Origin of the sequence: Reinekea sp., assembly GCF_046710285.1 — a bacterium.
Classification (GTDB): Bacteria; Pseudomonadota; Gammaproteobacteria; order Pseudomonadales; family Natronospirillaceae; genus Reinekea.
Map to the genome: position 1 here is coordinate 49,513 of NZ_JBKEGY010000019.1, position 24,146 is coordinate 73,658.

General features: G+C 44.5%; 21 protein-coding genes. 12 read left to right on the forward strand and 9 right to left on the reverse strand.

What is annotated here, in order from left to right:
- The first annotated feature begins 247 nt into the window (after nt 1-247).
- Nucleotides 248-1,600: an NADP-specific glutamate dehydrogenase gene (gene gdhA, locus ACI882_RS13255; RefSeq protein WP_411743836.1), complete on the forward strand. Its 1,353-nt coding sequence runs from the start codon at nt 248-250 to the stop codon at nt 1,598-1,600.
- A gap of 223 nt (nt 1,601-1,823) precedes the next feature.
- On the opposite strand, the gene ACI882_RS13260 is transcribed toward gdhA, so the two are convergent.
- Nucleotides 1,824-2,225 (reverse strand): GreA/GreB family elongation factor, encoded by a 402-nt coding sequence (locus ACI882_RS13260; RefSeq protein WP_411746276.1) that lies wholly within the window; start codon nt 2,223-2,225, stop codon nt 1,824-1,826.
- A 317-nt stretch (nt 2,226-2,542) separates the two neighbouring features.
- Here ACI882_RS13260 and ACI882_RS13265 point away from each other — a divergent pair, with 317 nt between their 5' ends.
- Nucleotides 2,543-2,977 (forward strand): GNAT family acetyltransferase, encoded by a 435-nt coding sequence (locus tag ACI882_RS13265; RefSeq protein WP_411746275.1) that lies wholly within the window; start codon nt 2,543-2,545, stop codon nt 2,975-2,977.
- Here the strand turns inward: ACI882_RS13265 and ACI882_RS13270 are convergent, their stop codons facing one another.
- Together ACI882_RS13270 and ACI882_RS13275 are read right to left on the reverse strand one after the other, a co-directional pair.
- Nucleotides 2,978-3,355: a GlcG/HbpS family heme-binding protein gene (locus ACI882_RS13270; RefSeq protein ID WP_411743833.1), complete on the reverse strand. Its 378-nt coding sequence runs from the start codon at nt 3,353-3,355 to the stop codon at nt 2,978-2,980.
- A gap of 119 nt (nt 3,356-3,474) precedes the next feature.
- Nucleotides 3,475-4,599: a succinylglutamate desuccinylase/aspartoacylase family protein gene (locus ACI882_RS13275; RefSeq protein WP_411743832.1), complete on the reverse strand. Its 1,125-nt coding sequence runs from the start codon at nt 4,597-4,599 to the stop codon at nt 3,475-3,477.
- Nucleotides 4,600-4,819: 220 nt separating this feature from the next.
- On the opposite strand from ACI882_RS13275, the gene ACI882_RS13280 reads away from it, so the two are divergent.
- The 4 genes from ACI882_RS13280 (at nt 4,820) to ACI882_RS13295 (ending at nt 8,692) form a co-directional block, all read left to right on the forward strand.
- Entirely contained in the window at nt 4,820-5,143 is a 324-nt protein-coding gene (locus ACI882_RS13280; protein ID WP_411743831.1) for a DUF6172 family protein, read from the forward strand.
- A 344-nt stretch (nt 5,144-5,487) separates the two neighbouring features.
- Nucleotides 5,488-6,489, forward strand: coding sequence for a glycine betaine ABC transporter substrate-binding protein (locus tag ACI882_RS13285; protein ID WP_411743830.1), 1,002 nt, complete (start codon nt 5,488-5,490; stop codon nt 6,487-6,489).
- Between the two features lie 132 nt (nt 6,490-6,621).
- Nucleotides 6,622-7,509 (forward strand): ABC transporter permease, encoded by an 888-nt coding sequence (locus ACI882_RS13290; RefSeq protein WP_411743829.1) that lies wholly within the window; start codon nt 6,622-6,624, stop codon nt 7,507-7,509.
- A complete protein-coding gene (locus tag ACI882_RS13295; protein WP_411743828.1) occupies nt 7,502-8,692 on the forward strand; it encodes a quaternary amine ABC transporter ATP-binding protein in 1,191 nt (396 codons plus the stop codon). The genes ACI882_RS13290 and ACI882_RS13295 overlap by 8 nt, the downstream gene beginning before the upstream one ends.
- Nucleotides 8,693-8,813: 121 nt before the next feature.
- Here ACI882_RS13295 and ACI882_RS13300 read toward each other — a convergent pair whose 3' ends face one another.
- Complete coding sequence (locus tag ACI882_RS13300) at nt 8,814-9,920, reverse strand: hypothetical protein (protein ID WP_411743827.1); 1,107 nt, start codon at nt 9,918-9,920, stop codon at nt 8,814-8,816.
- A 321-nt stretch (nt 9,921-10,241) separates the two neighbouring features.
- Here ACI882_RS13300 and ACI882_RS13305 point away from each other — a divergent pair, with 321 nt between their 5' ends.
- Together ACI882_RS13305 and nifJ are read left to right on the forward strand one after the other, a co-directional pair.
- The gene (locus ACI882_RS13305; RefSeq protein WP_411743826.1) at nt 10,242-11,864 is read left to right on the forward strand and encodes an NAD(P)-binding protein; all 1,623 of its coding nucleotides are present in this window, start codon (nt 10,242-10,244) and stop codon (nt 11,862-11,864) included.
- 5 nt (nt 11,865-11,869) lie between these two features.
- Nucleotides 11,870-15,445, forward strand: a complete 3,576-nt coding sequence (nifJ, locus tag ACI882_RS13310) for a pyruvate:ferredoxin (flavodoxin) oxidoreductase (protein WP_411743825.1) — start codon at nt 11,870-11,872, stop codon at nt 15,443-15,445.
- A gap of 270 nt (nt 15,446-15,715) precedes the next feature.
- Here nifJ and ACI882_RS13315 read toward each other — a convergent pair whose 3' ends face one another.
- The 5 genes from ACI882_RS13315 to ACI882_RS13335 form a co-directional block, all read right to left on the reverse strand.
- On the reverse strand, nt 15,716-15,889 hold the full coding sequence (locus tag ACI882_RS13315; protein WP_411743824.1) for a hypothetical protein: 174 nt from the start codon (nt 15,887-15,889) through the stop codon (nt 15,716-15,718).
- Between the two features lie 7 nt (nt 15,890-15,896).
- Nucleotides 15,897-17,120 (reverse strand): YeeE/YedE family protein, encoded by a 1,224-nt coding sequence (locus ACI882_RS13320; RefSeq protein WP_411743823.1) that lies wholly within the window; start codon nt 17,118-17,120, stop codon nt 15,897-15,899.
- Between the two features lie 22 nt (nt 17,121-17,142).
- Nucleotides 17,143-18,051, reverse strand: coding sequence for a sulfurtransferase (locus ACI882_RS13325; protein WP_411743822.1), 909 nt, complete (start codon nt 18,049-18,051; stop codon nt 17,143-17,145).
- A 241-nt stretch (nt 18,052-18,292) separates the two neighbouring features.
- Nucleotides 18,293-18,901, reverse strand: coding sequence for a LysE family translocator (locus ACI882_RS13330; RefSeq protein ID WP_411743821.1), 609 nt, complete (start codon nt 18,899-18,901; stop codon nt 18,293-18,295).
- Nucleotides 18,902-19,018: 117 nt separating this feature from the next.
- The gene (locus ACI882_RS13335; protein WP_411743820.1) at nt 19,019-19,984 is read right to left on the reverse strand and encodes an ion transporter; all 966 of its coding nucleotides are present in this window, start codon (nt 19,982-19,984) and stop codon (nt 19,019-19,021) included.
- A 147-nt stretch (nt 19,985-20,131) separates the two neighbouring features.
- Here ACI882_RS13335 and ACI882_RS13340 point away from each other — a divergent pair, with 147 nt between their 5' ends.
- From ACI882_RS13340 to ACI882_RS13355, 4 genes are all read left to right on the forward strand, one after another.
- Entirely contained in the window at nt 20,132-20,545 is a 414-nt protein-coding gene (locus ACI882_RS13340) for a VOC family protein (RefSeq protein ID WP_411743819.1), read from the forward strand.
- Nucleotides 20,542-21,486 carry a 2-hydroxyacid dehydrogenase gene (locus ACI882_RS13345; RefSeq protein ID WP_411746274.1) on the forward strand — a complete coding sequence of 315 codons (945 nt, stop codon included), beginning with the start codon at nt 20,542-20,544 and terminating at the stop codon, nt 21,484-21,486. The genes ACI882_RS13340 and ACI882_RS13345 overlap by 4 nt, the downstream gene beginning before the upstream one ends.
- A 428-nt stretch (nt 21,487-21,914) precedes the next feature.
- Nucleotides 21,915-22,187: a DUF4212 domain-containing protein gene (locus ACI882_RS13350; RefSeq protein WP_411746273.1), complete on the forward strand. Its 273-nt coding sequence runs from the start codon at nt 21,915-21,917 to the stop codon at nt 22,185-22,187.
- 4 nt (nt 22,188-22,191) lie between these two features.
- Nucleotides 22,192-23,895 (forward strand): sodium:solute symporter family protein, encoded by a 1,704-nt coding sequence (locus tag ACI882_RS13355; protein ID WP_411746272.1) that lies wholly within the window; start codon nt 22,192-22,194, stop codon nt 23,893-23,895.
- The last annotated feature ends 251 nt before the right edge of the window (nt 23,896-24,146 follow it).

The window sequence follows — 24,146 nt, forward strand, 5'->3', positions numbered from 1 at the left end:
TGTTGTTTCAACGTTAATTAACGGCACTGCAATTTTTAAGTAATTATCTCGCAAGGCTAGGCAGCAAAAGGAGTTACGCCCAGTTTTCACTTTGTGGTCTGCGTACTATTCCCAAGTCCGCGTGCCGTCTCGATTTTGCTGAATAAATACCCAAGAAACCTTATAATAGCCTGCCGAATTTCCTTAATTTGATGGTTGGTCAAATTAATTCGACACCCAATTTGCTAACTTAAGGTCTAATACCTTTATGACGTACATTCACAAAACCATTTCTGACTTAAAGCATTCCAGTCCTGCACAGGCAGAGTTTTATCAAGCGGTAGAAGAGGTATTAGATTCCCTTGAACCGATACTTGAAAGCTCAGCTTGTTATCAGCAGCAAGCCATTATCCAACGTATGGTCGAGCCTGAACGTCAGATTATGTTCCGAGTCCCATGGATGGATGACAATGGAAATATCCAAGTAAACAAAGGCTATCGAGTTGAGTTTAACTCCGCCTTAGGCCCATATAAAGGCGGTTTGCGCTTCCACCCAAGTGTTAACGCTAGCATTATTAAATTTCTCGGCTTTGAACAAATTTTTAAAAATGCCTTAACTGGCTTAGCCATTGGTGGGGGCAAAGGTGGTGCAAACTTTGATCCAAAAGGGCGCAGCGATGCAGAAATTATGCGCTTTTGCCAATCTTTTATGAGTGAACTTTACCGACACATTGGCCCAACAACCGACGTGCCTGCAGGTGATATTGGTGTTGGCGCACGAGAGATTGGCTATATGTTTGGTCAATACAAACGCTTAACGGGCCGCTATGAAGGTGTGTTAACGGGTAAAAGTCTATTGTGGGGCGGCTCGCTGGTGCGCAAAGAGGCGACCGGCTACGGTGCGGTCTACTTTGCAGATTACATGTTGGCCGATAGAGGCGATTCCTTAAAAGGCAAAAAGTGCCTCGTTTCGGGTGCAGGTAATGTCGCCATCTATGCGATCGAGAAACTCTACCAATTAGGTGCGGTGCCCGTAAGTTGTTCAGATTCTCGTGGTGCGCTTTACCACGAAAAAGGGATCGACTTAGTATTGCTTAAGCAGTTAAAAGAAGAGTGTTCGGAGTGTTTAGATAAATATTTAGAAACTCACTCTGATGCGAAATATGTTCCAGTTGCTGATTATCCAGAAGATGGTAATGCGGTCTGGCGCTTCACCGCTGAAGCAGCATTCCCATGTGCAACACAGAACGAACTTTCAGAAACCGATGCTCAAGCATTGATAGCAAACGGCTGTGTGGTGGTCAGTGAAGGTGCAAATATGCCTTCAACGGCAAAAGCGGTAGATGTGTTCATTGAAGCAAAAATTGCCTATGGGCCAGGTAAAGCCGCTAACGCGGGTGGTGTTGCCACCAGTCAATTAGAAATGGCTCAGAACGCAAGTATGCAGAGTTGGACCTTTGAAAAGGTCGATGAGCGGTTAAAAGAAATTATGAAAAATATTTTCGATACCGCCAACAATACAGCAACTGAGTTTGGTCAGCCTGGGAATTTGGTTTTCGGTGCAAACATTGCTGGGTTTAAGCGTGTTGCTGATGCGATGATCGAGCAAGGGATTGTCTAGATTTTAATATTGTAGCCTGATATTAAATGATAGAAACGAACAAGGTGCCTAAAGCACCTTGTTTTTTGATACTTATTCATCCGCGTTTTTACGTTTATCTTTTTTCTTGTTACGCTTTTCTTTTAACGTGCGTTGCGGTTTTTTCTTTACATTTCTAGACACATTGACATCCTCTTATCAGTTATTCAAAGAACTCAAAGCTTTCAATAATGTAAACTTATAATCACCTCCTGCTATCTAACTGGGTGTCTTTAATACCCAGAACCTGAAAGTTAACTGCTCTTCCTAAAATACCGACGCTGATTTTTTCGCCGGGCACTACACCTAACAGTTCCGAGCCCAATAGAGACAGGTAGGAAATTTTTCCTAAATTGGGGTTACTGTTTTCTGGTTCGGTCAGTGTAATTCTTGAAATAGTAGAGGTTTGCTTATCTAAAAGTTTCACCTCACTGCCAATCTTTGCTCGCTGAATAGTATTGGCTTTAGTTGCTTTTTCAATATCAACTAGTTCAAATATGCGAGCCAAAGAAATAGGATTCATTAACACCCCCCAAGGTCTTGTTAATAAATATTCGCGTAAGCGATTCAGCGTTATCATAAAAAATGATGGGGCTAAAATATCCATATGAATTAACCTAAAAAAATTAAATTATTAAAAAGTAGGAGATACAAAAGTGAGCGAGAAAACGCTCCCTAGTAGGGTAAGATGAGAGCGCCTCTCCTGTTAAATAGTCGAATAATTATTTTCATGTTCACACCCGTTCAATCGTTAGGGACGAAGTTAAGGATACTCGAACAAATATTATAAGCAAGCTCCTGCATTATATTTACATAGGAATCAAGTTTTTTTGAAAATAATTGAAAAAAACTGATACTTGTCGTGTTTGATGCAAGGTTTTATTATGAATAAAACGTTTATGGCATTTTAAAATGGGAATCAAAGTGAAAATTAGTGAGTTAGAAATTAGACAGTTTGAAGAGTGCGATAGAAAAGCGGTTATTGATTTATGGCAAGAGTGTAGTTTGACGACCCAGCAAAATAATCCCAACAAAGATATCAATCGCAAGATGAAGGTAAACCCTGAATTATTTTTAGTTGGTTGTGTGAAAGGTGAATTAGTTGCGACGGTAATGGGGGGCTATGAAGGTCATCGAGGTTGGATTAATTATTTAGCCGTCAAACCTGCCATGCAGCGACAAGGATTGGCGAAACAATTGATGCAATTTGTGGAAGAAAAAATAGCTCAATTGGGCTGTCCAAAAATAAACTTGCAGGTCCGTTCGAGTAATTCGGCTGTAATCGATTTTTATGCCGCCCTAGGCTATGGTGACGATCGGGTTATTGGCCTAGGAAAGCGGCTAGAAAAAGACTGTTAGTTATATGGCTTTCATGGCTAAAGCTTCATCTTGCTCTTCGCTTAACCCACTAATCCCTATCGCACCGATCATGTCGCCATCTAATTCGATGGGTACGCCGCCAGCTATGCCAGTGAAACGAGGGTCGGTCCAATAACCCATGTCTTTTCCGGTCGCCTTTGCCCATTGTGCGAGGCTGGAGGTTGGCTGATTTTCGCGCGCGGCGGTGTAGGCTTTGTTTTGAGCTAAGACAACCGCATGAAAAGCACAGCCATCCATTTTGTTAAAGGCGATTAATTCGCCGTGGTCATCTACGACCGCGACGGCAATGCTCTTATTATCATGAGCTGCGAGTTGTAACGCAGTGATCACGATGCTTTGTGCGAGTGATAACTTCATGTATTAGCCTCAATTAATGAAAGTGAATCTCTATTGAAGCGCACTAGAGACCTAAAAAACAACCGTGTTCGTACTTTATTCTCGGTTGTTTTTTCGCTGCTACCTTCTTTTGATCGCGCTTAAAACGCCAGTTGAGTCCCTGCTGCTTGCTGGCGTTCATTCGTCGCTAGCATTGCAATGGTTTGGCCTGGGTTGGCATAGAAATGTTGAGTTTGGCTGAATACCAGTCCATCGCAGGGTGCCGCAATATTGATTTTAGTGGCGGTGGGTTGGTCGAGCAGGGCAATTTGCGCAATCACATCGCCAGCTTTCACAAAGTCGCCTAAGTCGCAGTTGTAGGTCACAATGCCAGGGGCCGTTGCGTTGACCAATTTTACTTGATCAACACCAATTGTTTTCAAGGGCTGTTCTTTCATTGCGTCTATTTCTAGATTGTTTATTAGACCTTTTTGCAAAAAAAAGTTCAAAATACCTTCTGCGTCCTGATCTGCCAATACAGGACTTACATCTGCCTGGCCGCGAAGTTCTAGGGTAGCTGCAAAACAAGGCTGCTTGAACAGTGACTCAGAATGTAGGGCTTGCATCAAAATCCAAGGTTGCGTGTGGCTGCCATCAAAAGCCACAGTGCCGGTGACATCTTCTTCCAATGCTACGTTCGCAGACATGCAGTGGGCTAGTAATTGCCCGTCCTCATGTTGATGGGAACCATAAAAAACGTGTGGCAATGCTACGTCATCGCAATGTAGATCGAGTACGTAGTGTGCATCTATAGAGTGACTAAGAAGAGCTTGATGAAGCGCTGCTATTTCGAAGGAAGGCTTACGCTGTTCGATTTGAGTTAATAGCCATTGCCGAAAAAGAACATCATTACTTTGTAGGTCGGCAGTGAAAGCAAGCTCAGTCAAGTCACTAATTTGGGCTCGTTCAATTGACATACCGCGGTTAAAGTTCTGTCCGGTGGCCAAATCACAACGACCATTTACATGACCAAAAATGCGTTGTTTTAAGCCAATAGGATTAGCGAAAGGCACGATGACGAAATGAGCCTTTAACTGATCGGCTTGTTCTAGCTGAGCTAGTCGTTCAATTAAATGCTGTGCTACCAACAGACCAGGGTGTTCATCGGCGTGTAACCCCGCCTGAATATAGACTTTTTGCCCTGAAGTTGGGCCGAAGCGATGAATTGCTAAATTAGATTGTTGCCCAGGGGTATTAGTTGCTAACGGCTGTAATTCAAAGGCCATAATAATCATGCTCAAAATAGTTAGGATGTATGCAGTGTACCTACAGAGCATCTTGTAATTCTAGGGGATTGATTGAAAAGAGGTGCAAATTTTAAGGAAACAATGCCTTAGCTATCGATAAAAACATCAACTAGAGTTAAAAGATCATTAAAGCGGTTGAATATGTTGCTGTACGGCAGAAAATCATTACAGTGGCGTAAATTAAAAATATGGGAATATTATGAAAAAAACTTACCTACTGACTCATCCAAAACTGAACCTAGCTCGTATAATTGAAGCCGCTAAACACGATGCTAAAAAATATATGAAGCGGGAGCAGCGTAAGCAATTGCCTAAGGGTGATGATTTTTGGGACTTTGATTGCAAATACGGTCCATCAGAAGAAGAAGCAAAAACTATCCATGTATCGGAAATTAATGCCTATATGGACGAAGCAGAAAAAGCACAACTGCCATCTTTTTACTTAGAAATTATCGCCAAGAGCAAGCAAAGGACATACAAGCCTGTTGATTTAGACGAAGAAGAAATAGACGAAGACGAATAAAAATCAGCTTGCTAGCCTATTTGCGCATTTACGGGACCTTTGCTAGAGTTAAAGCTAATCACTAGTAAGGACAAGTTTTTAAGATTGATTCGCAGTTAATCAATCTTAAAAGATAATATTGTTGTGTTCATAAAGACAGGTACTGAAGTTCTCTCTGACCTGAACGATCACATCGGCCATTTTACTAACACATTAGTGAAATTTTATTGTCGATGTAAATCAACGTTGTTAACAAGCTTAACAATGGGGCTTTTTTATAGCTTAGCGTTTAGTAAATTCGCTAACTCCCGCCGAAGCCCCTTATTCTTATCAATTAATAAAACAGATAATATTCTGGAGAAATCATGAAAAAAATATCACTAGGCTTAATTGCCGGATCTGCTATTGCCTTAAGCAGCACCATGAGCTTCGCTGCCGATGAATGCGGCGATGTATCTATCGCAGATATGAACTGGAGCTCTGCCACCTTGCTGGCTTATGTCGACGCTTTCATCTTAGAAAATGGTTACGGCTGCGACGTTGAAATTGTACCTGGCGATACTATGCCAACCGGTACCTCAATGATTGAAAAAGGCGAGCCCGACATTGCCCCAGAATTTTGGATTGGTAACTTTAGCGCGGCAATTGACAAGGGCGTAGAAGAAAAGCGTTTACGTTATGCCGGTCGTTCGCTAACCGATGGTGGCGAAGAAGGCTGGTGGGTGCCTAAGTATCTTGTTGATGAAGACCCTTCATTAGCAACCATTGAAGGCGTTAAAGCCAATGCTAAAATATTTGAACATCCAGAAGACCCAGATATGTCTATGTTTATGGGTTGCCCAGCAGGCTGGGGTTGCCAAATAAACAATGAAAACTTATTCATTGCCCTTGAAATGGAAGACGCTGGCTTTGAGCTAGTTGATCCGGGTTCAGGTGCAGGTCTTGCCGGTGCATTGGCAAAAGCTTATGAGCGTAAAGAAGCTTGGCTAGGTTATTACTGGGCGCCAACAGCGATTTTGGGCAAATACGAAATGGTGAAAGTTGATTTTGGTTCAGGCACAGATAAAGAGCATTTCTATGGTTGTATTACTCAAGCAGACTGCCTAGATCCTAAACCAACTATGTATCCACCTTCAGAAGTATTCAGTATCACAACTGAATCGTTTGCGACAAAGACGCCAGCAGCCTATGAATACATCACTAAGCGTTCAGTTAAGAATGATGTGATGAACCGTTTATTGGCTTGGATGGAAGATAACCAAGCAGATGGCGAATACGCGGCAGAATACTTCCTAGAAACTCAGGAATCATTGTGGGCAACATGGGTACCTAAAGAAGTAGCCAGTAAAATTAAAGCAGCAATGTAATTTAGCCTCTGCTTTTTATTGAAGCTCAGCCGAACAATCGGTTGAGCTTCAACATAGAAGACAAGAATAAAACCACTTTCTGTTTTAGGAAGTTTCAGTATTATTTTACTTTAAATAAATCAGAGAAATGACATGTCTTGGTTAACCGACTTTCCTCAGCTTACTCGATCTCAGTTATTAGATATCCGCAAAGGTCTTGATGGCGCATATCGAGATTTTTCTCGCGAATATGGCGAACTTATAGAATCCTTTTTTGATCCACTATTAGCGTTTCTAATTTGGTTTGAAAAATTACTCCTAGCCACTCCTTGGTGGATAATGATTGCAATACTCCTGGCAATTACCCATGGTGCCGCGCGCTCAATTAAACTCACCATCGGCGTCGGCGTATCACTTTTCCTTATTGGCTACTTTGGTATGTGGGAAGATACCATGCGTACGCTGAGTATTATTACCGTCTGTACATTCCTTTCTATTGGTATCGGTATTCCTATCGGCATACTCATGTCGCGCTCTAATCGCGTGCAATCTTTTGTTACCCCGATCCTAGATATTATGCAAACCATGCCAGCCTTTGTCTATCTTATTCCGGTTGTTATGTTGCTGGGTATTGGCAAAATTCCTGGCCTCATTGCTGTCATAATTTATGCTATTCCACCGGTTATTCGTCTAACCAACCTAGGTATTCGATTAGTCGATAAAGAAGTACTCGAAGCCGCTGATGCCTTTGGGTCTTCTTCCTGGTTAAAACTTTGGCGAGTGCAATTGCCATTGGCGATGCCAAACATCATGGCGGGCATAAACCAAACTATCATGATGGCATTAGCCATGGTTGTCATTGCATCAATGATTGGTGTGAAAGGTTTGGGTCAGCCAGTGTTAAAATCGATCACCAACCAATACTTTACCTTAGGTTTATTGAATGGTTTAGCCATTGTTGTGCTCGCCGTTATTTTTGATCGAGTTTCACAAGCTTATGCGCAACGTTCTCAGCAGCATTTAGGAAATCGTCATGACTGAACCACTTATTAAAATTAAAGGGCTCTATAAGCTGTTTGGTGACAAAGCCGAAAAACACATGGACCTAGTAAAAAGTGGCGCGAGTAAGTCTGATGTACTTGCTCAAACGGGTCACACCTTAGGCTTAAAAGCGATCGATTTAGATATAAAAAAAGGCGAAATATTTGTCATCATGGGGCTATCGGGCTCAGGAAAATCTACATTAATTCGGCATTTTAATCGCTTGATAGACCCTACCGAAGGCGAAATAATTGTTGAAGGCCAAAATATTATGGAGCTCGATCAAAAAGAGCTGCGTAGTTTTCGCCAGCAAAAAATGTCGATGGTGTTTCAGCGCTTTGGTCTCATGCCACACTATACGATTATCGAAAATATCGCCTTTGGCTTGCAAGCTCAGGGTATAGATAAAAAAACACGCCACGATAAAGCCATGGTTTGGTTAGAAGATGTCGGTTTGTCAGGCTATGAAAACCAGTACCCTTCACAGCTTTCAGGAGGTCAACAACAACGAGTTGGACTTGCCCGAGCACTTTGCACCGATGCAGAAATTTTATTAATGGATGAAGCTTTCTCAGCCCTTGACCCATTGATTCGATCAGAAATGCAAGATCAATTGGTGAACTTACAAGACAAACTGCACAAAACAATTGTGTTTATCACCCATGATTTAGACGAAGCACTGCGCATTGGTGATCGCATCGCGGTATTGAAAGACGGAGAGTTGATTCAGGTAGGTAAGCCAGCTGAGATATTGCTGCACCCGGCTGATGATTACGTAGAGAAGTTTGTCCGAGACGTAAACCGAGCCCGAGCCTTAACCGTTGATACCGTCATGCAGCCCGCGGCTTTCAGAATTTCAGCAGAAACCGTCGGCGAAGCTCTAAAGCAAATGCGAACCTCTAAACAAGAGTACGCCTATCATGTAGACAGTGATGGCTACCAAGGTGCCGTTGTACTTGAACAATTAGAAGAGGTTGATCAATCCGAGTATGATAAGCCGCTATCAACTGAATATTACGATAACGAACAATCACTCGCACCCGGCGATCAGTTAGAGGATGTGATTCCAGAAACATTGGATAACACCTACCCACTTCCCGTTGTCGATGAAGAGGGTGAAATTCAAGGTGAATTGAGTCGTGAGAATTTGGCTGAGGTGTTGAGTCCGAATAAATCTGACTAAATGTTTTGGTGCAATTAAAAATTCATAAGATAATCAGGATTAGAAATTTATAAGAAATGCAAAAATAAAAAAGGGACGAAGCCCCTTTTTTATTTGATACTCTCAATGGCAAAGTATTTGCCTAGTAAGTAATAGACCTATTGTAGGTTAAGCCGAGGTATTCAATTTCTATCGTTGCTGGGTTTGTACCGCCAGCAGCGCCTGCTGTAATTTCGGCATTAAATGTTGCAGGAAATTTACCTGCACTACCTACCGGTAATACAGTGTCTCCTCCAGGAAAGTTAACTTTAAACGCAGCGTCAGCTACATCAGGAGTGATCGATATTTTTGTGCCTGCAGAAGGGAAGTTTCCATTTGAGTCGGCTACATCGACAGTAAACGGCGTATTGAGACCAGGAGATGCATTAGATACAACGATTGTTGGCGTATCCGCGCTGTATGATAAAACTAACTGAGCTTTATCCCAAACATGTATGCGATCTTGGGCGCAATGGCCTGCTGCAATCGCACCGGCGCTACATTCGGTTCCTCTAAATTTCGCAGAAGAAGCAGTAAAGCTGCCGCTCTTATCTAAGTCAACGAAAGCATCGTTATCAATTGTGAGGTTACTGCCTAGGTCAGTGAATTGTGTTGATGTATACCCATCAAAATTTCGGTCATAATACAATTCTGGAGACGATAAGATCGCTTCATCATTTGTTAATAGTGCAGAGTCAGATGCTATATTATAAATACCATTGCGCTCGCCAGCGTCGAAGAATGAATCCTCACCCTTAGTAAAGGCTATAATAGTTGACAATCCATCCTTTGGCTTATAAACGCCATTGTAACCGCCGCCGCCGCTTGTCCAAGTAACAGAGCAAGAACCGTTAGTTGTTAAGCAGAACTCGCTAACGTGTCCATACTCAGTCCAAAAAGAAATTGCGGTGTCATCAATTACTGGGTGGTTATGTCTATCGGCCACTTGAACACTAAGATTAACGGTTACACCGTCAGTATCCAATGCGCCAGTCACGACAGCTCCACCAACAGACAATGAAAAACTATCGGCATCAGGTAGACCGACCACGGAGCCCACGACTCCATTTTCGGAAGACTCTGTAGAGCCAGTAACTTCTTCAGTCGTTTCTTCTCCGTCTCCTTCAGCATCTTCATCAACAACTGGCTCACAACCTACTAATACGCCAATCGCTAAAGGTGCTACTAACCACAAAAGTCTTTTGTTCACTGTGAATCCCTCTTTTTAAAATAAATATTCCATATCAAAAATACACTTTATATCAAAAAAGCTCAATTCAATTTGGTTTGTTTAGATGCTTTTAGATTTGGGTAAGCACTTTGTTAGTCTAGACAATTACCTAGAGTGAGTTATTTATAAGACAACGGCCTACAACTTAAAATTAAACTATTGCGAGTTTAGGCATGTGATGGACAACTTTTATGTCACTTACTATTCTTCTGTACATTAATTGATCTAGCGCATGTTTTTTAGGTGAACTAAAGTTTAGCTAGGTCTAATATAAAGGCTCGTTTGCGCGGGAGCCTTTATATGAACACTAAAGACCTGACACGAAGCTTTGACATTGCTCATTCTCGAACTAGCGGGGTGAGCAATAAAGAACGACCGAGGTATCAAAACCTCCTCCCTCCTTGCAATGCGGGTTGTCCTGCTGGTGAGAATATCCAGCATTGGATCAGTTTTGTACAAAATAAAGACTACGAACGCGCTTGGCGTGCCTTAACGGATGTGAACCCTCTGCCTGCAGTGCATGGGCGAGTGTGTTATCACCCTTGTGAGCAAGCCTGTAACCGTACGGAAGTTGATGAGCCGGTGAGCATTCATGCTATGGAGCGTTTCTTAGGTGACCAGGCAATAGAGCACAACTGGCAGTTTGATGCTCAGCACGGCCCATCAGGAAAACGCATTTTGGTCGTTGGCTCAGGCCCAGCGGGTTTATCGGCGGCTTATCACTTATCTCGTAAAGGTCACAGTGTTGAAATTATCGAAGCAGCGGATAAACCCGGTGGCATGCTGCGATATGGCATTCCAGTATACCGTTTGCCACGTAAGGTCTTAGATGCCGAGATCAAACGTATTGAAAAACTTGGCGTGAAAATCCACTTAAACCGCAAAGTCGATAATGTGTTAGATGAGAAAAAACGCGGCTATTTTGACGCGGTTTTTGTTTCGATTGGTGCTCATATCGGCACTCAAGTTGATATCCCTTCGCGTGATGCCTGTAAAATTTTAGACGCCGTCAGTTATTTAAAAAGTATTGAAAGTGGTGACACGCCTGTATTAGGACGGCGGGTGGCGGTATACGGCGGTGGTAACACGGCGATGGATGCCGCCAGAACCGCAAAAAGATTAGGCGCCGAGGAAGCGATGATTATCTATCGCCGTGATCGTGACCATATGCCAGCACACCGCTTCGAAGCAGATGAAGCAGAAGCGGAAGGTATAAAAATCAATTGGTTGCGCACCATAAAAGGTGTTGAGCAAGGCGAGATTCACGTAGAAAAAATGGAACTTGATGATCAAGGTCGGCCGCAACCAACCGGTGAGTTTGAAACATTGGCGGCCGATTCGGTGATACTTGCGTTAGGGCAGCGTATAGAAGCAAAGCTGTTTGAAAGCATCGAAGGTATTGAGCTTGCTGAAGATGGCAGTGTTTCAGTCGATGACACCTTCATGACCGGTTACCCTGGTTTATTTGCCGGTGGCGATATGACACCAGGCACTCGCTCAGTTACCTATGCCACAGGTCATGGCCGTAAAGCGGCAGCACATATTCACAGTTGGCTGAATGACCGGCGCTATCAAAAGCCACCCAGTCCACCAATAATTGAGTATGAAGATATGCGTTTGTGGTATCACACCGACGCCAGCACACAAACACAAAAAGAACTAGCGCCCACTGAGCGTACTCAGGATTTTCGCGAAGTGCTACAAGGGTTAACCGAGGCGGAGGTTTTGTATGAAGCCAAGCGATGTTATTCCTGTGGTAATTGTTTTGAATGCGACAGTTGCTTTGGTGCCTGCCCTGAAAATGCCATTGAGATTATGGGCAAAGGTCTCGGTTATAGAATTGACTACGATCGTTGTACCGGTTGCGGAGCTTGCGTACTGCAATGCCCTACCAATGCAATATCGATGATTGCTGCGGAGTAAATGAGATGAAAAAGACCACGCAGAAAACCTATAAAATGATCGATGGTAATGAAGCCGCCGTCGATGTTGCCTTTCGTTTAAGTGAAGTGTGTGCTATTTATCCAATTACACCTTCGTCATCAATGGCTGAGTTAGCGGATGAATGGAAAAACCAAGGTCGGGTTAATATTTGGGGGCAGTCACCCAATGTAACCGAAATGCAAAGCGAAGGCGGAGCAGCCGGAGCGGTTCATGGAGCATTGCAATCAGGTTCATTAGCCACCACATTTACATCTTCTCAGGGTCTGATGTTGATGATCCCAAATATGCACAAGATTGCCGGTGAATTAACGCCGACAGTTTTTCACGTAGCCGCGCGTTCACTGGCGGCGCAAGCCCTGTCTATTTTTGGCGATCACCAAGATGTGATGGCCGTACGTAATACTGGTTTTGCGTTGTTAAGCTCACACAGCGTACAGCAATCACACGATTTAGCCTTGATTGCGCACGCCGCTACGCTGCAATCACGCGTGCCGTTCATCCATTTCTTCGATGGTTTTAGAACTTCCCATGAAGTGAATAAAGTTGAAATGATCGAAGACGATGTACTGAAAAACATGATCGATGATCAGTGGGTGCACGATCACCGTGCGCGCTCGTTGAACCCAGAAAACCCAGTCATACGGGGTACCGCACAAAACCCAGATGTTTATTTCCAAGGTCGAGAATCTTCGAATTTATATTATCAACAGTTACCTACGCTGGTTGAAAATGCCATGGAGAAGTTTGGTAAGCTCACGGGTCGATACTATAAACTGTTCGATTATATTGGCGATGAAGATGCTGAGCGCATTATTATCATTATGGGTTCGGGTATGCAAACGGTACGTCAAACTGTTGCTTCGTTAACCGCACAAGGTGAAAAAGTTGGCGCTATTGCGGTTCATTTATATCGACCTTTCTCCGCTGCTCACTTACTCAGTGCGTTGCCGAAACAGGTGAAAAAAATAGCCGTCCTAGACCGAACCAAAGAGCCCGGCAGTATTGCCGAACCCTTATATGCTGATGTCACTAGTGCGCTCAGTGAAGCCTATCAGCTTGACCAAATAACCGAACTGCCGCGCTGTGTTGGTGGCCGTTATGGCTTATCGAGTAAAGAGTTTACACCGGCCATGGTGAAGGCAGTTTTTGACAATTTGGCACAAGCAAAGCCAAAGAATAATTTTACCGTTGGCATTATAGATGATGTTAGCCACAGTCATTTACCCATCGATGAATCGTTTATCCTAGAACCTGCCAATACCATTCGCGCCTTATTTTATGGTTTAGGCTCAGATGGAACGGTGGGCGCCAATAAAAACAGTATAAAAATTATTGGTGAGGATGATCGCTATTTTGCTCAAGGTTACTTTGTTTACGATTCTAAAAAATCAGGTTCTCAGACCATTTCGCATTTGCGTTTTGGCCCCGATCCAATTGATTTGCCTTACCTGATTCAAAAATCCAATTTTGTGTCTATTCATCAGTTTTCATTTTTAAGTAATCCATTAGTGCTTGCCAATATCGAGCAAGAGGGTACGTTGCTGATTAACGCCCCCTACAAAGTGACCGAAGTTTGGGCAAAATTACCAAGTCAGATTCAACACAGCATTATTGATAAAAAATTAAATGTATTTGTAATCGATGCAAAGAATGTTGCTGAGCTCAGCGGTATGGGCCAACGCATCAATACCATCATGCAAACCTGCTTCTTCGCTTTGGCCAACGTTATGCCAAAGGATGAGGCACTGGATAAAATTCGCCAGGCGATTAAAAAAAGCTATCAAAAGAAAGGCGATGCAATTGTTCAAAAAAACTATACGGCCATTGAAAATACCCTAGCTAATTTGCACCCTTTAACAATTGAGCTGGCAACTGCGCAAAACATTGCCGAGAAAAGTGTCAGCCATTGGCCGGACTTTGTACAACAAGTCACCAAGCCAATGATGGATGGCTTGGGTGATCTCATTCCCGTTAGTTTGATTCCTGTTGATGGCACCTATCCGAGCGGCACAACTCAATGGGAGAAGCGAAATATCGCGCAGACCTTGCCGAAATGGCAGCCCGATATTTGTATTCAATGCGGGAACTGCTCCATTGTCTGCCCGCACGCAGCTATCAGAGCCAAGTTCTTTCATCAAGATGCATTGGTCGATGCACCCGATTCTTTTAAATCGTGTGAAACGACGGCACGCGGTTTTCCAGAAACTCGCTATGCCTTGCAGCTCTATGCGGAAGATTGCACGGGCTGCGGACTTTGTATAGAAGCTTGCCCTGCCATCAGTGAAACGGATTCTAGCGTTAAAGCGCTTACTGACGTTCCAGCAAACGAGATTCTTGCACAGGAAATAGTAAACCTCGCTTTCTTTGAAGCGTTAGATTACCCAGAACGCTCACGCGTTGATTTTTCCACGGTACGCGGCGCGCAATTCTTACAGCCGCTGTTTGAGTTTTCAGGTGCCTGTGCGGGTTGTGGAGAAACACCTTACCTGAAACTGGTATCTCAACTCTTTGGTGACCGCATGTTGGTGGCCAATGCGACTGGGTGTTCGTCTATTTATGGCGGTAACTTACCCACCACACCCTGGCAAAAAAATGCCAAAGGGCACGGTCCAGCATGGGCGAATTCCTTGTTTGAAGATAACGCAGAATTTGGTTTAGGCTTCCGGTTAACCGCCGACCAGCACCATGAACACGCGGTAGATAAGCTGAACGCGTTAGCCCCTAAGCTAAAAAATTGTGATGTGGAAGGCTTAGTCAACGCAGCGCAGATAACCGAAACAGAAATAGAGCAACAACGGCAGCGTGTCTCTATTTTGAAAGAGCAGCTTGAAAAACTTTCCAGCTCAGAAGCTAAAGAGTTGGCCTCGGTTGCGGATCAATTTGTGCGTCGTTCGGTTTGGATTGTGGGCGGTGATGGTTGGGCTTACGATATTGGCTATGGCGGTTTAGATCATGTTTTGGCCAGCGGCCGAGATGTAAACGTGTTGGTCATGGACACCGAAGTTTATTCCAATACTGGTGGCCAAATGTCAAAAGCGACACCACTGGGTGCAGTCGCAAAGTTTTCAGCCGGAGGCAAGCCGGTGGGTAAAAAAGACTTGGCACTTCAAGCGATTGCTTACGGCAATGTCTATGTTGCGCGTATTGCATTTGGTGCAAACCCTCAGCAAGCGTTACAAGCCTTACGTGAAGCAGAAGCGTACCCTGGACCTTCATTGATATTGGCTTATAGCCATTGCATTGCCCATGGTATAGATATGCGTAAAGGCCTAGAGCAGCAAAAGCTTGCCGTTGCCACCGGGCATTGGCCATTGCTTCGCTATAACCCATTGTTGAGGCAGTCTGGGGAGAACCCGTTTGAGTTAGATTGCCTACCACCGCATATACCGCTTTCAGTCTATCGTTCGAATGAGCAGCGTTATGTACAATTGCAAAAGTCTCATCCAGAAGAAGCCAAGCGCTTGAATGCGTTAGCCAGTGAAGCGCTCGCATTGCGATGGGATACCTACGAAGATATGGCTAATCGCAGCGCGCAAGATTTCCAGCCAATGTATGAATAAAAAAGGGGCGAAAGCCCCTGCTGTCCCATAAATATTTCACAGATTACGCACGGTTCAGCAGCCCATTGCTTGAAATTTCTGTCGCCATAAACCCGTCCATGGGGGCTTGTTTGAAACATCCATGTTTCAAACACCCGAATTCCAAGCAATGGACCGCTTCTAAATTATGGAACAGCAGTGGGGCGGAAGCCCCTTTTGAATAACACGTAAATCAACTGAGCTTGAACTCACTTAGGTGGAGTAGCTTACCAACTATTGTGAGTGCTTTGCCTACGGTGCGCCGCAACCGGAACCGGTAATGGTATCAAGCTTTAGCAGTGCCGTATCGCCACCGTTACCCATGTTATAGGCAAAGGTGGGGCTGCCAAGATGATCGACCATCAATAAGGCCACTAAGGCAACCATCGCCAGTGATACACGAGCTTTAGAGTAAATTCTCATCATGTCATCCTCAATTATCTAAACCAAAAAATGGGCGAGATTTAATGCCAAAGTAAGAGCCTAAGAAAGCAAAACCGAACCATACCCATGCGTGCATGCTGGCAGAAGCGACACCGGAGAACAAAGCACCAATGTTGCAACCAAAGCCGACACGACCGCCATAACCCATTAACAGACCACCAATCACTGCAGCAGCAATTGATCGCCATGGTAACGTTTTAGGGCTGGCTTTTTTGAATCGGTTCGACAAACCAGACGCGAACATTGCGCCCAAAATAACACCGATGGCCATCACTGAATTTACGTTAATAAAAACGGAATCTGCCAATGCGCTCGCAGCGAACGGGGTCGACCAATAGGCGTTGCTCACCACATCAACACCTAAGGCTTGAGCGCCTTTAGCGCCCCACAATGCATAGGCAAATGTAATCCCCCAAGGTGAACCTGCAATGATGACCGTGAGCATGTTACCCACCGCTAAAATAAGCGCAGCCCATAAGAGCGGCCAAGGTCCTGTTACAAATCGCTTCAGGCCTTTGGTTTCTGCCTTGGCCATCAAGCCCCAACCGGTGTTACCCGTTAAGCGTTTTTCGCGTTTCCCAAACCACCACCACAATGCAGATATGATGATCAGTTGCGCAACAATCGCTAACCAGGGTCCCAACATGTCGTATAAAACAACGGAAGGTGCGGCCGGCAGTGTCATCCACCAAGTGTGGTTCATCGAGCCCCAAAAAGCGCCAACCACAAAAAAGAACAGGGTAATCAGCATGCGCAAATTGCCCGAACCTACGGTAAATAATGTACCCGAACCACACGCGCCGCCGAGTTGCATGCCATAGCCAAATATAAATGACCCGACAATCAACGAAACACCCAGAGGTGCAGTTGTACCGCTCGCACCGACATCAATAGCACCGGAAACCAGAGGAATGATTAATACAGAAGCCACGGCAAGCATGACTAACTGAGCTCTCATACCGGTGGCTTGACCGGTCAAAACAAAATTACGCCATGCACCGGTAAAACCAAGTGAGCTTTGGAACATGGCAATGCCCAGCACCGTACCGATGCCAAACAAAACAACTAAGAAAGTCGCAGTCTCAAGCCAGATGAGTGCGCCAATAATTGCGATGGTGGCAAAGGCAATGGAAGTTATATAGCTGTCAATGCCCCAAGGTGTGCTTGGGGCTGTTGCGCCTTTCGGCGCAGTATCAGAAATAACCGTCGTCATAATCTATTTGCTCCGCAGTCTATTAAAGCCAACCGAATAGTTTACCCAATCCACGCTTGGCGGTTTGAACTGGACGATCTGCATCGGCGGTCCATTCAACAATAGATCCGTCGTAGAGCGCGACATTAGGAACTTCCAATAATTCAGATAAGACGAACCAGTTGGTTGCACCTAAGTGACCAGTGTTACAAAAGGTTGCTGTATAGCTGGCATTGAGATCTACGCCGGCCGTGTTTGCGAGTTCTTCAAGCTCAGCATTTTTTTTGAAGTACAAAACGTCTGTGCCGGTAAAGACTGTCCCGCTGTTTAGGTTAGCCGAGCCAGGCAAGGTACCCGCGACCCGGGCACCACTGAACTTTTCAGTACCATCAAAATAATCGGCTGAACGTGAGTCAATGGTCTGTACGGTTTCTAGTCGATCCTTTAGAAACTCCGTTGTTGCTAGAATATCTGACTGCATGGAGGCACTAAACTCGCCAGTGGTTGGGGTTTGATAGCTTGTACTGATGGTATAGTCGCCCATCTGCCAAGCTTTAGTACCACCATCTAAAATACTCACTTCTTCGTGGCCAAGCACTTTAAATGTCCAATACACACGCGAAGCAGCGCTATAATCGCTGGCACTCGTGCCCGATGTGACAATGACAACATGGCTTGTCGCATCAATGCCTAACGCAGCAATTTTTTGCTCAATAACGGGGAGGTGTGGCAGTTGTCCGCTAACGCCATTGACCGTTGCGCGCCAACCTTCAGCGTAAGGTGTAGACAGTGCTCCAGGTATGTGGCCAGCCATATAGGCATCCAAGCTACGAATGTCCAGAATGGCAACATCACTGTTATTCGCCAGCCAATCGGCATTGACTAAAGCGTCGGCAGCGAACGTGAGTGAGCTTGCGGTTAAAGCAATGATTAAAGTTGTTTTTTTAAGCATGAGTATCTCCAAAGAGTAAAGTTAATTAGATATAGTGAATATAACTACATCAACATTTACCGCTCGAACCCATGTCAAAAACCCTGTCTTTTTGGTTAGATTATATTAGAAATAGCTCATTTTATTGATTTGCCTCATAGCCAGCAATAGGAATACCTAATTAGAGATAGGGAGAAGATACACAACTTGATCGCTAAGAAGGCAGCATAAATTCATTTTCGTGGCATTTAGGTTTGAGAGACTAACTTAAACTAAAGGCTATCTTGCTTGCTAATAACAGTAATATTACACCAAAGATGCGATCCAGCAGCGTCGCTTTTTGCTGTAATTTTTCTAACCAGCGCTCGTTGGAGAATAGCCAAGCCACAATGAGGTACCAGCCCATATCGATCACCATGGCCGTTGATGCGTAAACGGCCTTACCCACCAACGTCGTTTCAGGGCCGATGACTTGGCTGAATAGTGCTATGAAAAAGACGGCAATTTTAGGGTTAAAGAAGACGATGAAAAAACCATCACGTGCTGCCTGGGTTGCAGTGACTTCTTCAAGCTTTTGATTAGGGTTTGACTTGCTCATTAAGCCTTTTATACCCATCCAGGCCAGATAGGCTGCGCCAGCCCATTGCAAAAGCGTAAATGCCCATTCAGAAGCGATTAGTACAAATGCAAGCCCGGAGATACAAGCTATAGCGTATAAGCCAACACCGATGCCGTGGGTAATGGCCGTAATATAGCCTTGCCGTTTACCCCCGTTTAAAGTGTGTTTTAGAACCACTGCTAAAGATGGGCCTGGTGAAATAGCGCCTAAACTGCAAATACCCACAATAGATAACCAAGCGGCTAACGTCATAAACAACCCTATGTTAGTTAGTAGAAACGACTAACGGTAAAGTCATCTGGATGGAAAATCTAGCTTTTCCTAGCAATTTGGCTATGGCATTGCTAAGTCAGTTTCTTAATTTTAAGATCAACGATCTGATCTACGCTCTTGAATTAACGGTTTGTGGCAGTGCGGACACTCTCTAATGGAACCTTGAAATTGCTTCACGAAAGCGTGAGTTACATCTTCAATATCGTCAAGGGATAAACCGAGCTTCTCTCGCAGCAACTCAAGCTCTTTTTCTTCTTCTGGTGTCAGCACACCATCATTTAAGGCATTTTCTAGGTGGCTGGAATAGAGTTTTTTTCGTCGATGAACTAAATCGGAAAAGCCGGAGGCTAAAATACCCGCAGGCAAGGCAACCATACCCACGCCGATAATAGTAATGAACCCGCCAAACATCTTACCCAGAGCAGTTATGGGAACGACATCTCCATAGCCAACGGTGGTCAAGGTCGCCATTGCCCACCACATAGCGTCTGGAATTGTGCCAAACTCTTCAGGTTGGACATCGTGTTCAAGGAGGTAAATACCACTTGATGCGAGAATCAGCAACATTACCAGCACAAAAAAAGCAGCGAAAAAAGCACCCGCTTCTTCTTTAAAGACACTTAATACAAGATTCATTGCGCCAGAATACCGGGTTAACTTAAATATTCGGAACAGTCTTATGATTCGTAAAAAGCGCAGGTCGATACTCATAAACAGCATGAGATAAAATGGCAAAATCGCCAGTAGGTCGATAGTTGCCATGGGTGAAAACAAATAGCGTAAACGTGCCTGAGCCGGGGTTAAGCCTTGGTACTTTTCCTCATCAACGCATGACCAGATGCGTAAAATAAACTCAATGCTGAATACCAAAACAGAAAAAGCTTCAAAGGTGGCTAAAGAATTGTGATGAATCTGCTCAAAACTGGGTACAGACTCTAAGATGATCGCTATAACGTTTAAGGTTATGAGAATGATAAGGGCGTAGTCTATGACTCTTGAGAGGCGGCTACCCGCATCAACACTTAACACATGGGCGGTTCGACTGCGAAATTGATTAAACACGGGAAGACCTAAAGCGAAACATCTTTTTAGTATAGGCAAGTTTTATTCACTTGCTGATTTTGATCGCAAGAATTGCCTACTTTAGGAAGTTGCATCGTCTTCAAGCAAGGTGCTAATCTTCAATTTTGCAATAATAAGAGCCTCATCATGTCATCGATATTTCATTTAGCCTTCCACGTCACCAACCTCGAAGAAGCCAAAGCCTTTTACGGCGATTTATTGGGCTGTGAGCAAGGCAGACAAACAGACACCTGGATCGACTTTAACTTCTTCGGCCATCAGCTTTCATTGCACCTAGGCGAGCCGTTTAAAGTCGAAAAAACCGGACAAGTCGCCGAAGTAAAAGTATCCATGCCCCATTTTGGCGCCATATTGCCAATGAATGAATGGCAAGCGCTATCTGAGCGCCTAGAAACAGCGGGCATTGAGTTTGAATATGGACCAAAGATCAGGTTTCAAAGAGAAGCTGGCGAACAGGGCACTATGTTCTTTCGCGACCCGTCAGGTAATCCAATTGAAATAAAAGGCTTTGAATCTTTTGAAGGTGTATTTGAGAAATGAATAACCCAATCGCACTGGTCGGGGAGTTAAGTCCAACACAATCTGAACGTTGGTTAAAGTTACTGCAAGCCGAACTGCCGGATGAAAATATCATAGAGTTCTCAGCGCTGAGCCAAATTCAAAAGCAACAGTGTGAAATTGCTATCGTCGCAAACCCCGATCCAGCAAACATAGCTCAACTAGCCAACTTAAAATGGTTACACAGCTTATGGGCCGGGGTAGAAAAACTGGTCGCCACCTTTAAAGCAGAAAATTTAAAGATAGTTCGCCTAATAGACCCGAACTTAACCGATGCCATGAGCGAAGCAGCTTTGGCATGGTCGCTGTATTTACACCGAGACATGCCCCATTACCAACAAGCCCAAGTAAAGGCCGAATGGAGCAGTAAACTTTATGCAAGACCCAGTGAAAGAACCATAGGCGTACTTGGGCTAGGCCAACTAGGCAGTGCATCAGCTCAACGGTTAGCCGAAAACGGGTTCAACGTTCTAGGTTGGAGTCGTAACCCAAAGCAGATAGCCGGCTTAACGTCATTAAGTGGTGAAGCAGGGCTAGTCCAGCTATTAAGTCAAAGCGATATTGTCATCGTCTTAGTCCCATTAACGCAAGACACACATCACTTATTAAACATCGATCGGTTATCGTTAATGAAGCCAACAGCAAGCTTAATAAACTTTGCAAGAAGCCGAATTATTGATACTCAAGCTTTAATACAAAGATTAGATGAGCACCAACTGGCTCACGCTGTATTAGACGTTTTTGACCAAGAGCCGTTACCAAAAGACAGCCCCTTATGGCAGCACAAAAGCATAACAGTTCTGCCGCACATCTCTGCACAAACTAATCCAAACACAGCTAGCGCAATAGTCGCAAAAAATATTAAAAATTATAGAGAAACAAACCAAATACCCACCTGCATAAATTACAAAACAGGCTATTAAAGTTTTAAAGTTAATAGAGTTTAAAGTTTTAAGTACTGGAGGTAGGTTGTCTTTTCTCGGAAATCTGAGCCATGGATGGCGAAGTTTAGCGTGCATGGATGCACTCGCAGCGACCGAGAAAAGACAACCTACCTCCAGTACGAACCAAGCCACAAAGCTAAAAATCAGCCTACCATTGATGGCGAAGTTTAGCGTGTATGGATGCACTCGCAGCGACCGAGAAAAGAACACCTGCCTCCAGTACAACCCAAACCACAGTCATCGTTACTCCCCAGCCCAGTCCCTTAGTAACTAGTCGTCAAATTGAACGCAAAGACGTCTTATCCTTTAGTCTATTATCGACCAAAGTCGAACAGTCAAGCTAATAAACTGTTGTTAAGTTCTATGGTGCTTATCTCCATCACAATAACAATATCGGAGGGGACGCGATGAGCTTTGAATCAAAAGAACACGCCAAGCAGTACTGGCGCGAAAACGTAAAAATAATGTTGAGCCTACTAGTCGTATGGTTTGCAGTCTCGTACGGCGCTGGCATCCTGCTGGTTGACGTACTAAACGAAATCCGCTTTTTTGGATTTAAACTTGGCTTCTGGTTTGCCCAGCAAGGGTCAATATATACATTTATCGTATTAATCTTCGTCTATGTGAAAAAGATGAATGCGCTTGATCGTAAATATAACGTTCAAGAAGACGAGGGGTAATGCAATGGATGTACAAACACTCACCTACATATTAGTTGGATTATCTTTCGCCTTATACATAGGCATAGCAATATGGGCACGAGCAGGCTCAACCTCAGAGTTCTACGTTGCGGGTGGCGGTATTCCACCGGTTGCCAACGGCATGGCAACGGCAGCCGACTGGATGTCAGCAGCTTCCTGGATTTCAATGGCCGGTATTATTTCATTCGCCGGTTACGACGGGTCTGTTTACCTCATGGGTTGGACAGGCGGCTATGTATTATTAGCACTTTGTTTAGCGCCTTATCTGCGTAAGTTCGGTAAGTTTACCGTACCCGATTTTATCGGCGATCGTTACTATAGCCAAACGGCACGCACCATTGCCGTTGTTTGTGCAATCTTCGTATCGTTCACTTACGTTGCAGGGCAAATGCGTGGCGTTGGCGTCGTGTTTTCCCGCTTCTTAGAAGTGCCAGTAAACACCGGCGTTATCATCGGTATGATTATCGTATTTTTCTATGCGGTATTAGGCGGCATGAAAGGCATTACTTATACACAGGTTGCACAGTACTGTGTGTTGATTTTTGCGTTCATGGTGCCTGCGGTATTCATCTCGTTGTTAATGACAGGCAACCCCATTCCACAATTAGGTTTTGGTGGTGAAGTTGCAGAAGGTGGCGTTTACTTGCTAGATAAGCTTGATGGTTTATCAACAGAACTGGGTTTTGCTGAATACACCGAAGGCACTAAGCCCATGATTGATGTCTTCTTTATTACAGCGGCATTGATGGTTGGTACAGCAGGTCTGCCACACGTTATTGTTCGCTTCTTCACAGTACCTTCTGTTGCGGGCGCACGTCGCTCTGCGGGTTGGGCGTTGATCTTCATCGCGATTTTGTACACGACGGCGCCTGCTGTAGCGGTATTTGCACGCGTGAACATGATCAATACCATTAATGGTGCAGATGGTGCAGGTGCGTTGTACTCAGAAGCGCCAAGCTGGATCAGCAGCTGGGAAAAAACCGGTTTAATTAGCTGGGAAGATAAAAACGATGACGGCCGTATGTTCTACGCTGCGGATGAGCGTAACGAAATGAGCATCGACCGCGACATCATGGTACTCGCGAACCCTGAAATTGCTGAGTTACCTAACTGGGTCATTGCGTTGGTGGCTGCGGGTGGTTTAGCGGCTGCATTATCAACTGCAGCGGGCTTGCTTTTGGTTATCTCGACATCCATTTCGCACGATTTATTGAAACGAAATTTGATGCCGAATATAACTGAAAAACAAGAACTCTTGTTTGCGAGAATGGCTGCCGCAGCTGCGGTTGTCATTGCGGGTTACTTGGGGATTAACCCTCCTGGCTTTGTGGCGCAGGTGGTGGCATTTGCCTTTGGTTTAGCGGCTTCAAGTTTCTTCCCTGCAATTATCTTGGGTATTTTCCATAAGCGCATGAACAAAGAAGGTGCGTTAAGCGGAATGGTTGTGGGTATTGTCTTTACGGCGACCTACATCATCTACTTCAAGTTTGTTAACCCGGCGGCGAACTCTGCTGATAACTGGCTCTTCGGTATTTCGCCTGAAGGTATCGGTACTTTAGGTATGATCCTTAACTTTATTGTTGCCTTTGTTGTACATAAAGTGACAGGTGATGCACCTGAAGATGTTCAAGACGTTGTTGAAAGCATTCGTTACCCGAAAGGTGCTGGTGAAGCGTCAGCTCACTAACACTTCGTAATGAGCTATAGTTTAAACGCGGATCCTTGTTAGGGTTCGCGTTTTTTTATTTTTTGGCTTGGTTCGCATCAGTGACCATTAAAAATTTGTCGGGCGCGCTAGTACATCCATGTATGCTTAGCTTCGCCATCCATGGCTCAGATACCCGACTAATTTTCAATGGCCACTGCTGCTTGGTTTGTGGCTGGTTGAGTTTTAGATCGATGAGTATGTGGCTTGGTTCGCATCAGCGGCCACTAAAA

Coding starts and splice junctions, on each gene's coding strand:
- ACI882_RS13350 (WP_411746273.1), top strand. CDS start 21,915: ATGAGCTTTGAATCAAAAGAACACGCCAAGCAGTACTGGCGCGAAAAC.
- ACI882_RS13315 (WP_411743824.1), bottom strand. CDS start 15,889: ATGATGAGAATTTACTCTAAAGCTCGTGTATCACTGGCGATGGTTGCC.
- ACI882_RS13295 (WP_411743828.1), top strand. CDS start 7,502: ATGACTGAACCACTTATTAAAATTAAAGGGCTCTATAAGCTGTTTGGT.
- ACI882_RS13280 (WP_411743831.1), top strand. CDS start 4,820: ATGAAAAAAACTTACCTACTGACTCATCCAAAACTGAACCTAGCTCGT.
- ACI882_RS13355 (WP_411746272.1), top strand. CDS start 22,192: ATGGATGTACAAACACTCACCTACATATTAGTTGGATTATCTTTCGCC.
- ACI882_RS13340 (WP_411743819.1), top strand. CDS start 20,132: ATGTCATCGATATTTCATTTAGCCTTCCACGTCACCAACCTCGAAGAA.
- ACI882_RS13345 (WP_411746274.1), top strand. CDS start 20,542: ATGAATAACCCAATCGCACTGGTCGGGGAGTTAAGTCCAACACAATCT.
- ACI882_RS13285 (WP_411743830.1), top strand. CDS start 5,488: ATGAAAAAAATATCACTAGGCTTAATTGCCGGATCTGCTATTGCCTTA.
- ACI882_RS13275 (WP_411743832.1), bottom strand. CDS start 4,599: ATGGCCTTTGAATTACAGCCGTTAGCAACTAATACCCCTGGGCAACAA.
- ACI882_RS13290 (WP_411743829.1), top strand. CDS start 6,622: ATGTCTTGGTTAACCGACTTTCCTCAGCTTACTCGATCTCAGTTATTA.
- gdhA (WP_411743836.1), top strand. CDS start 248: ATGACGTACATTCACAAAACCATTTCTGACTTAAAGCATTCCAGTCCT.
- ACI882_RS13305 (WP_411743826.1), top strand. CDS start 10,242: ATGAACACTAAAGACCTGACACGAAGCTTTGACATTGCTCATTCTCGA.
- ACI882_RS13330 (WP_411743821.1), bottom strand. CDS start 18,901: ATGACGTTAGCCGCTTGGTTATCTATTGTGGGTATTTGCAGTTTAGGC.
- ACI882_RS13270 (WP_411743833.1), bottom strand. CDS start 3,355: ATGAAGTTATCACTCGCACAAAGCATCGTGATCACTGCGTTACAACTC.
- ACI882_RS13325 (WP_411743822.1), bottom strand. CDS start 18,051: ATGCTTAAAAAAACAACTTTAATCATTGCTTTAACCGCAAGCTCACTC.
- ACI882_RS13260 (WP_411746276.1), bottom strand. CDS start 2,225: ATGGATATTTTAGCCCCATCATTTTTTATGATAACGCTGAATCGCTTA.
- nifJ (WP_411743825.1), top strand. CDS start 11,870: ATGAAAAAGACCACGCAGAAAACCTATAAAATGATCGATGGTAATGAA.
- ACI882_RS13320 (WP_411743823.1), bottom strand. CDS start 17,120: ATGACGACGGTTATTTCTGATACTGCGCCGAAAGGCGCAACAGCCCCA.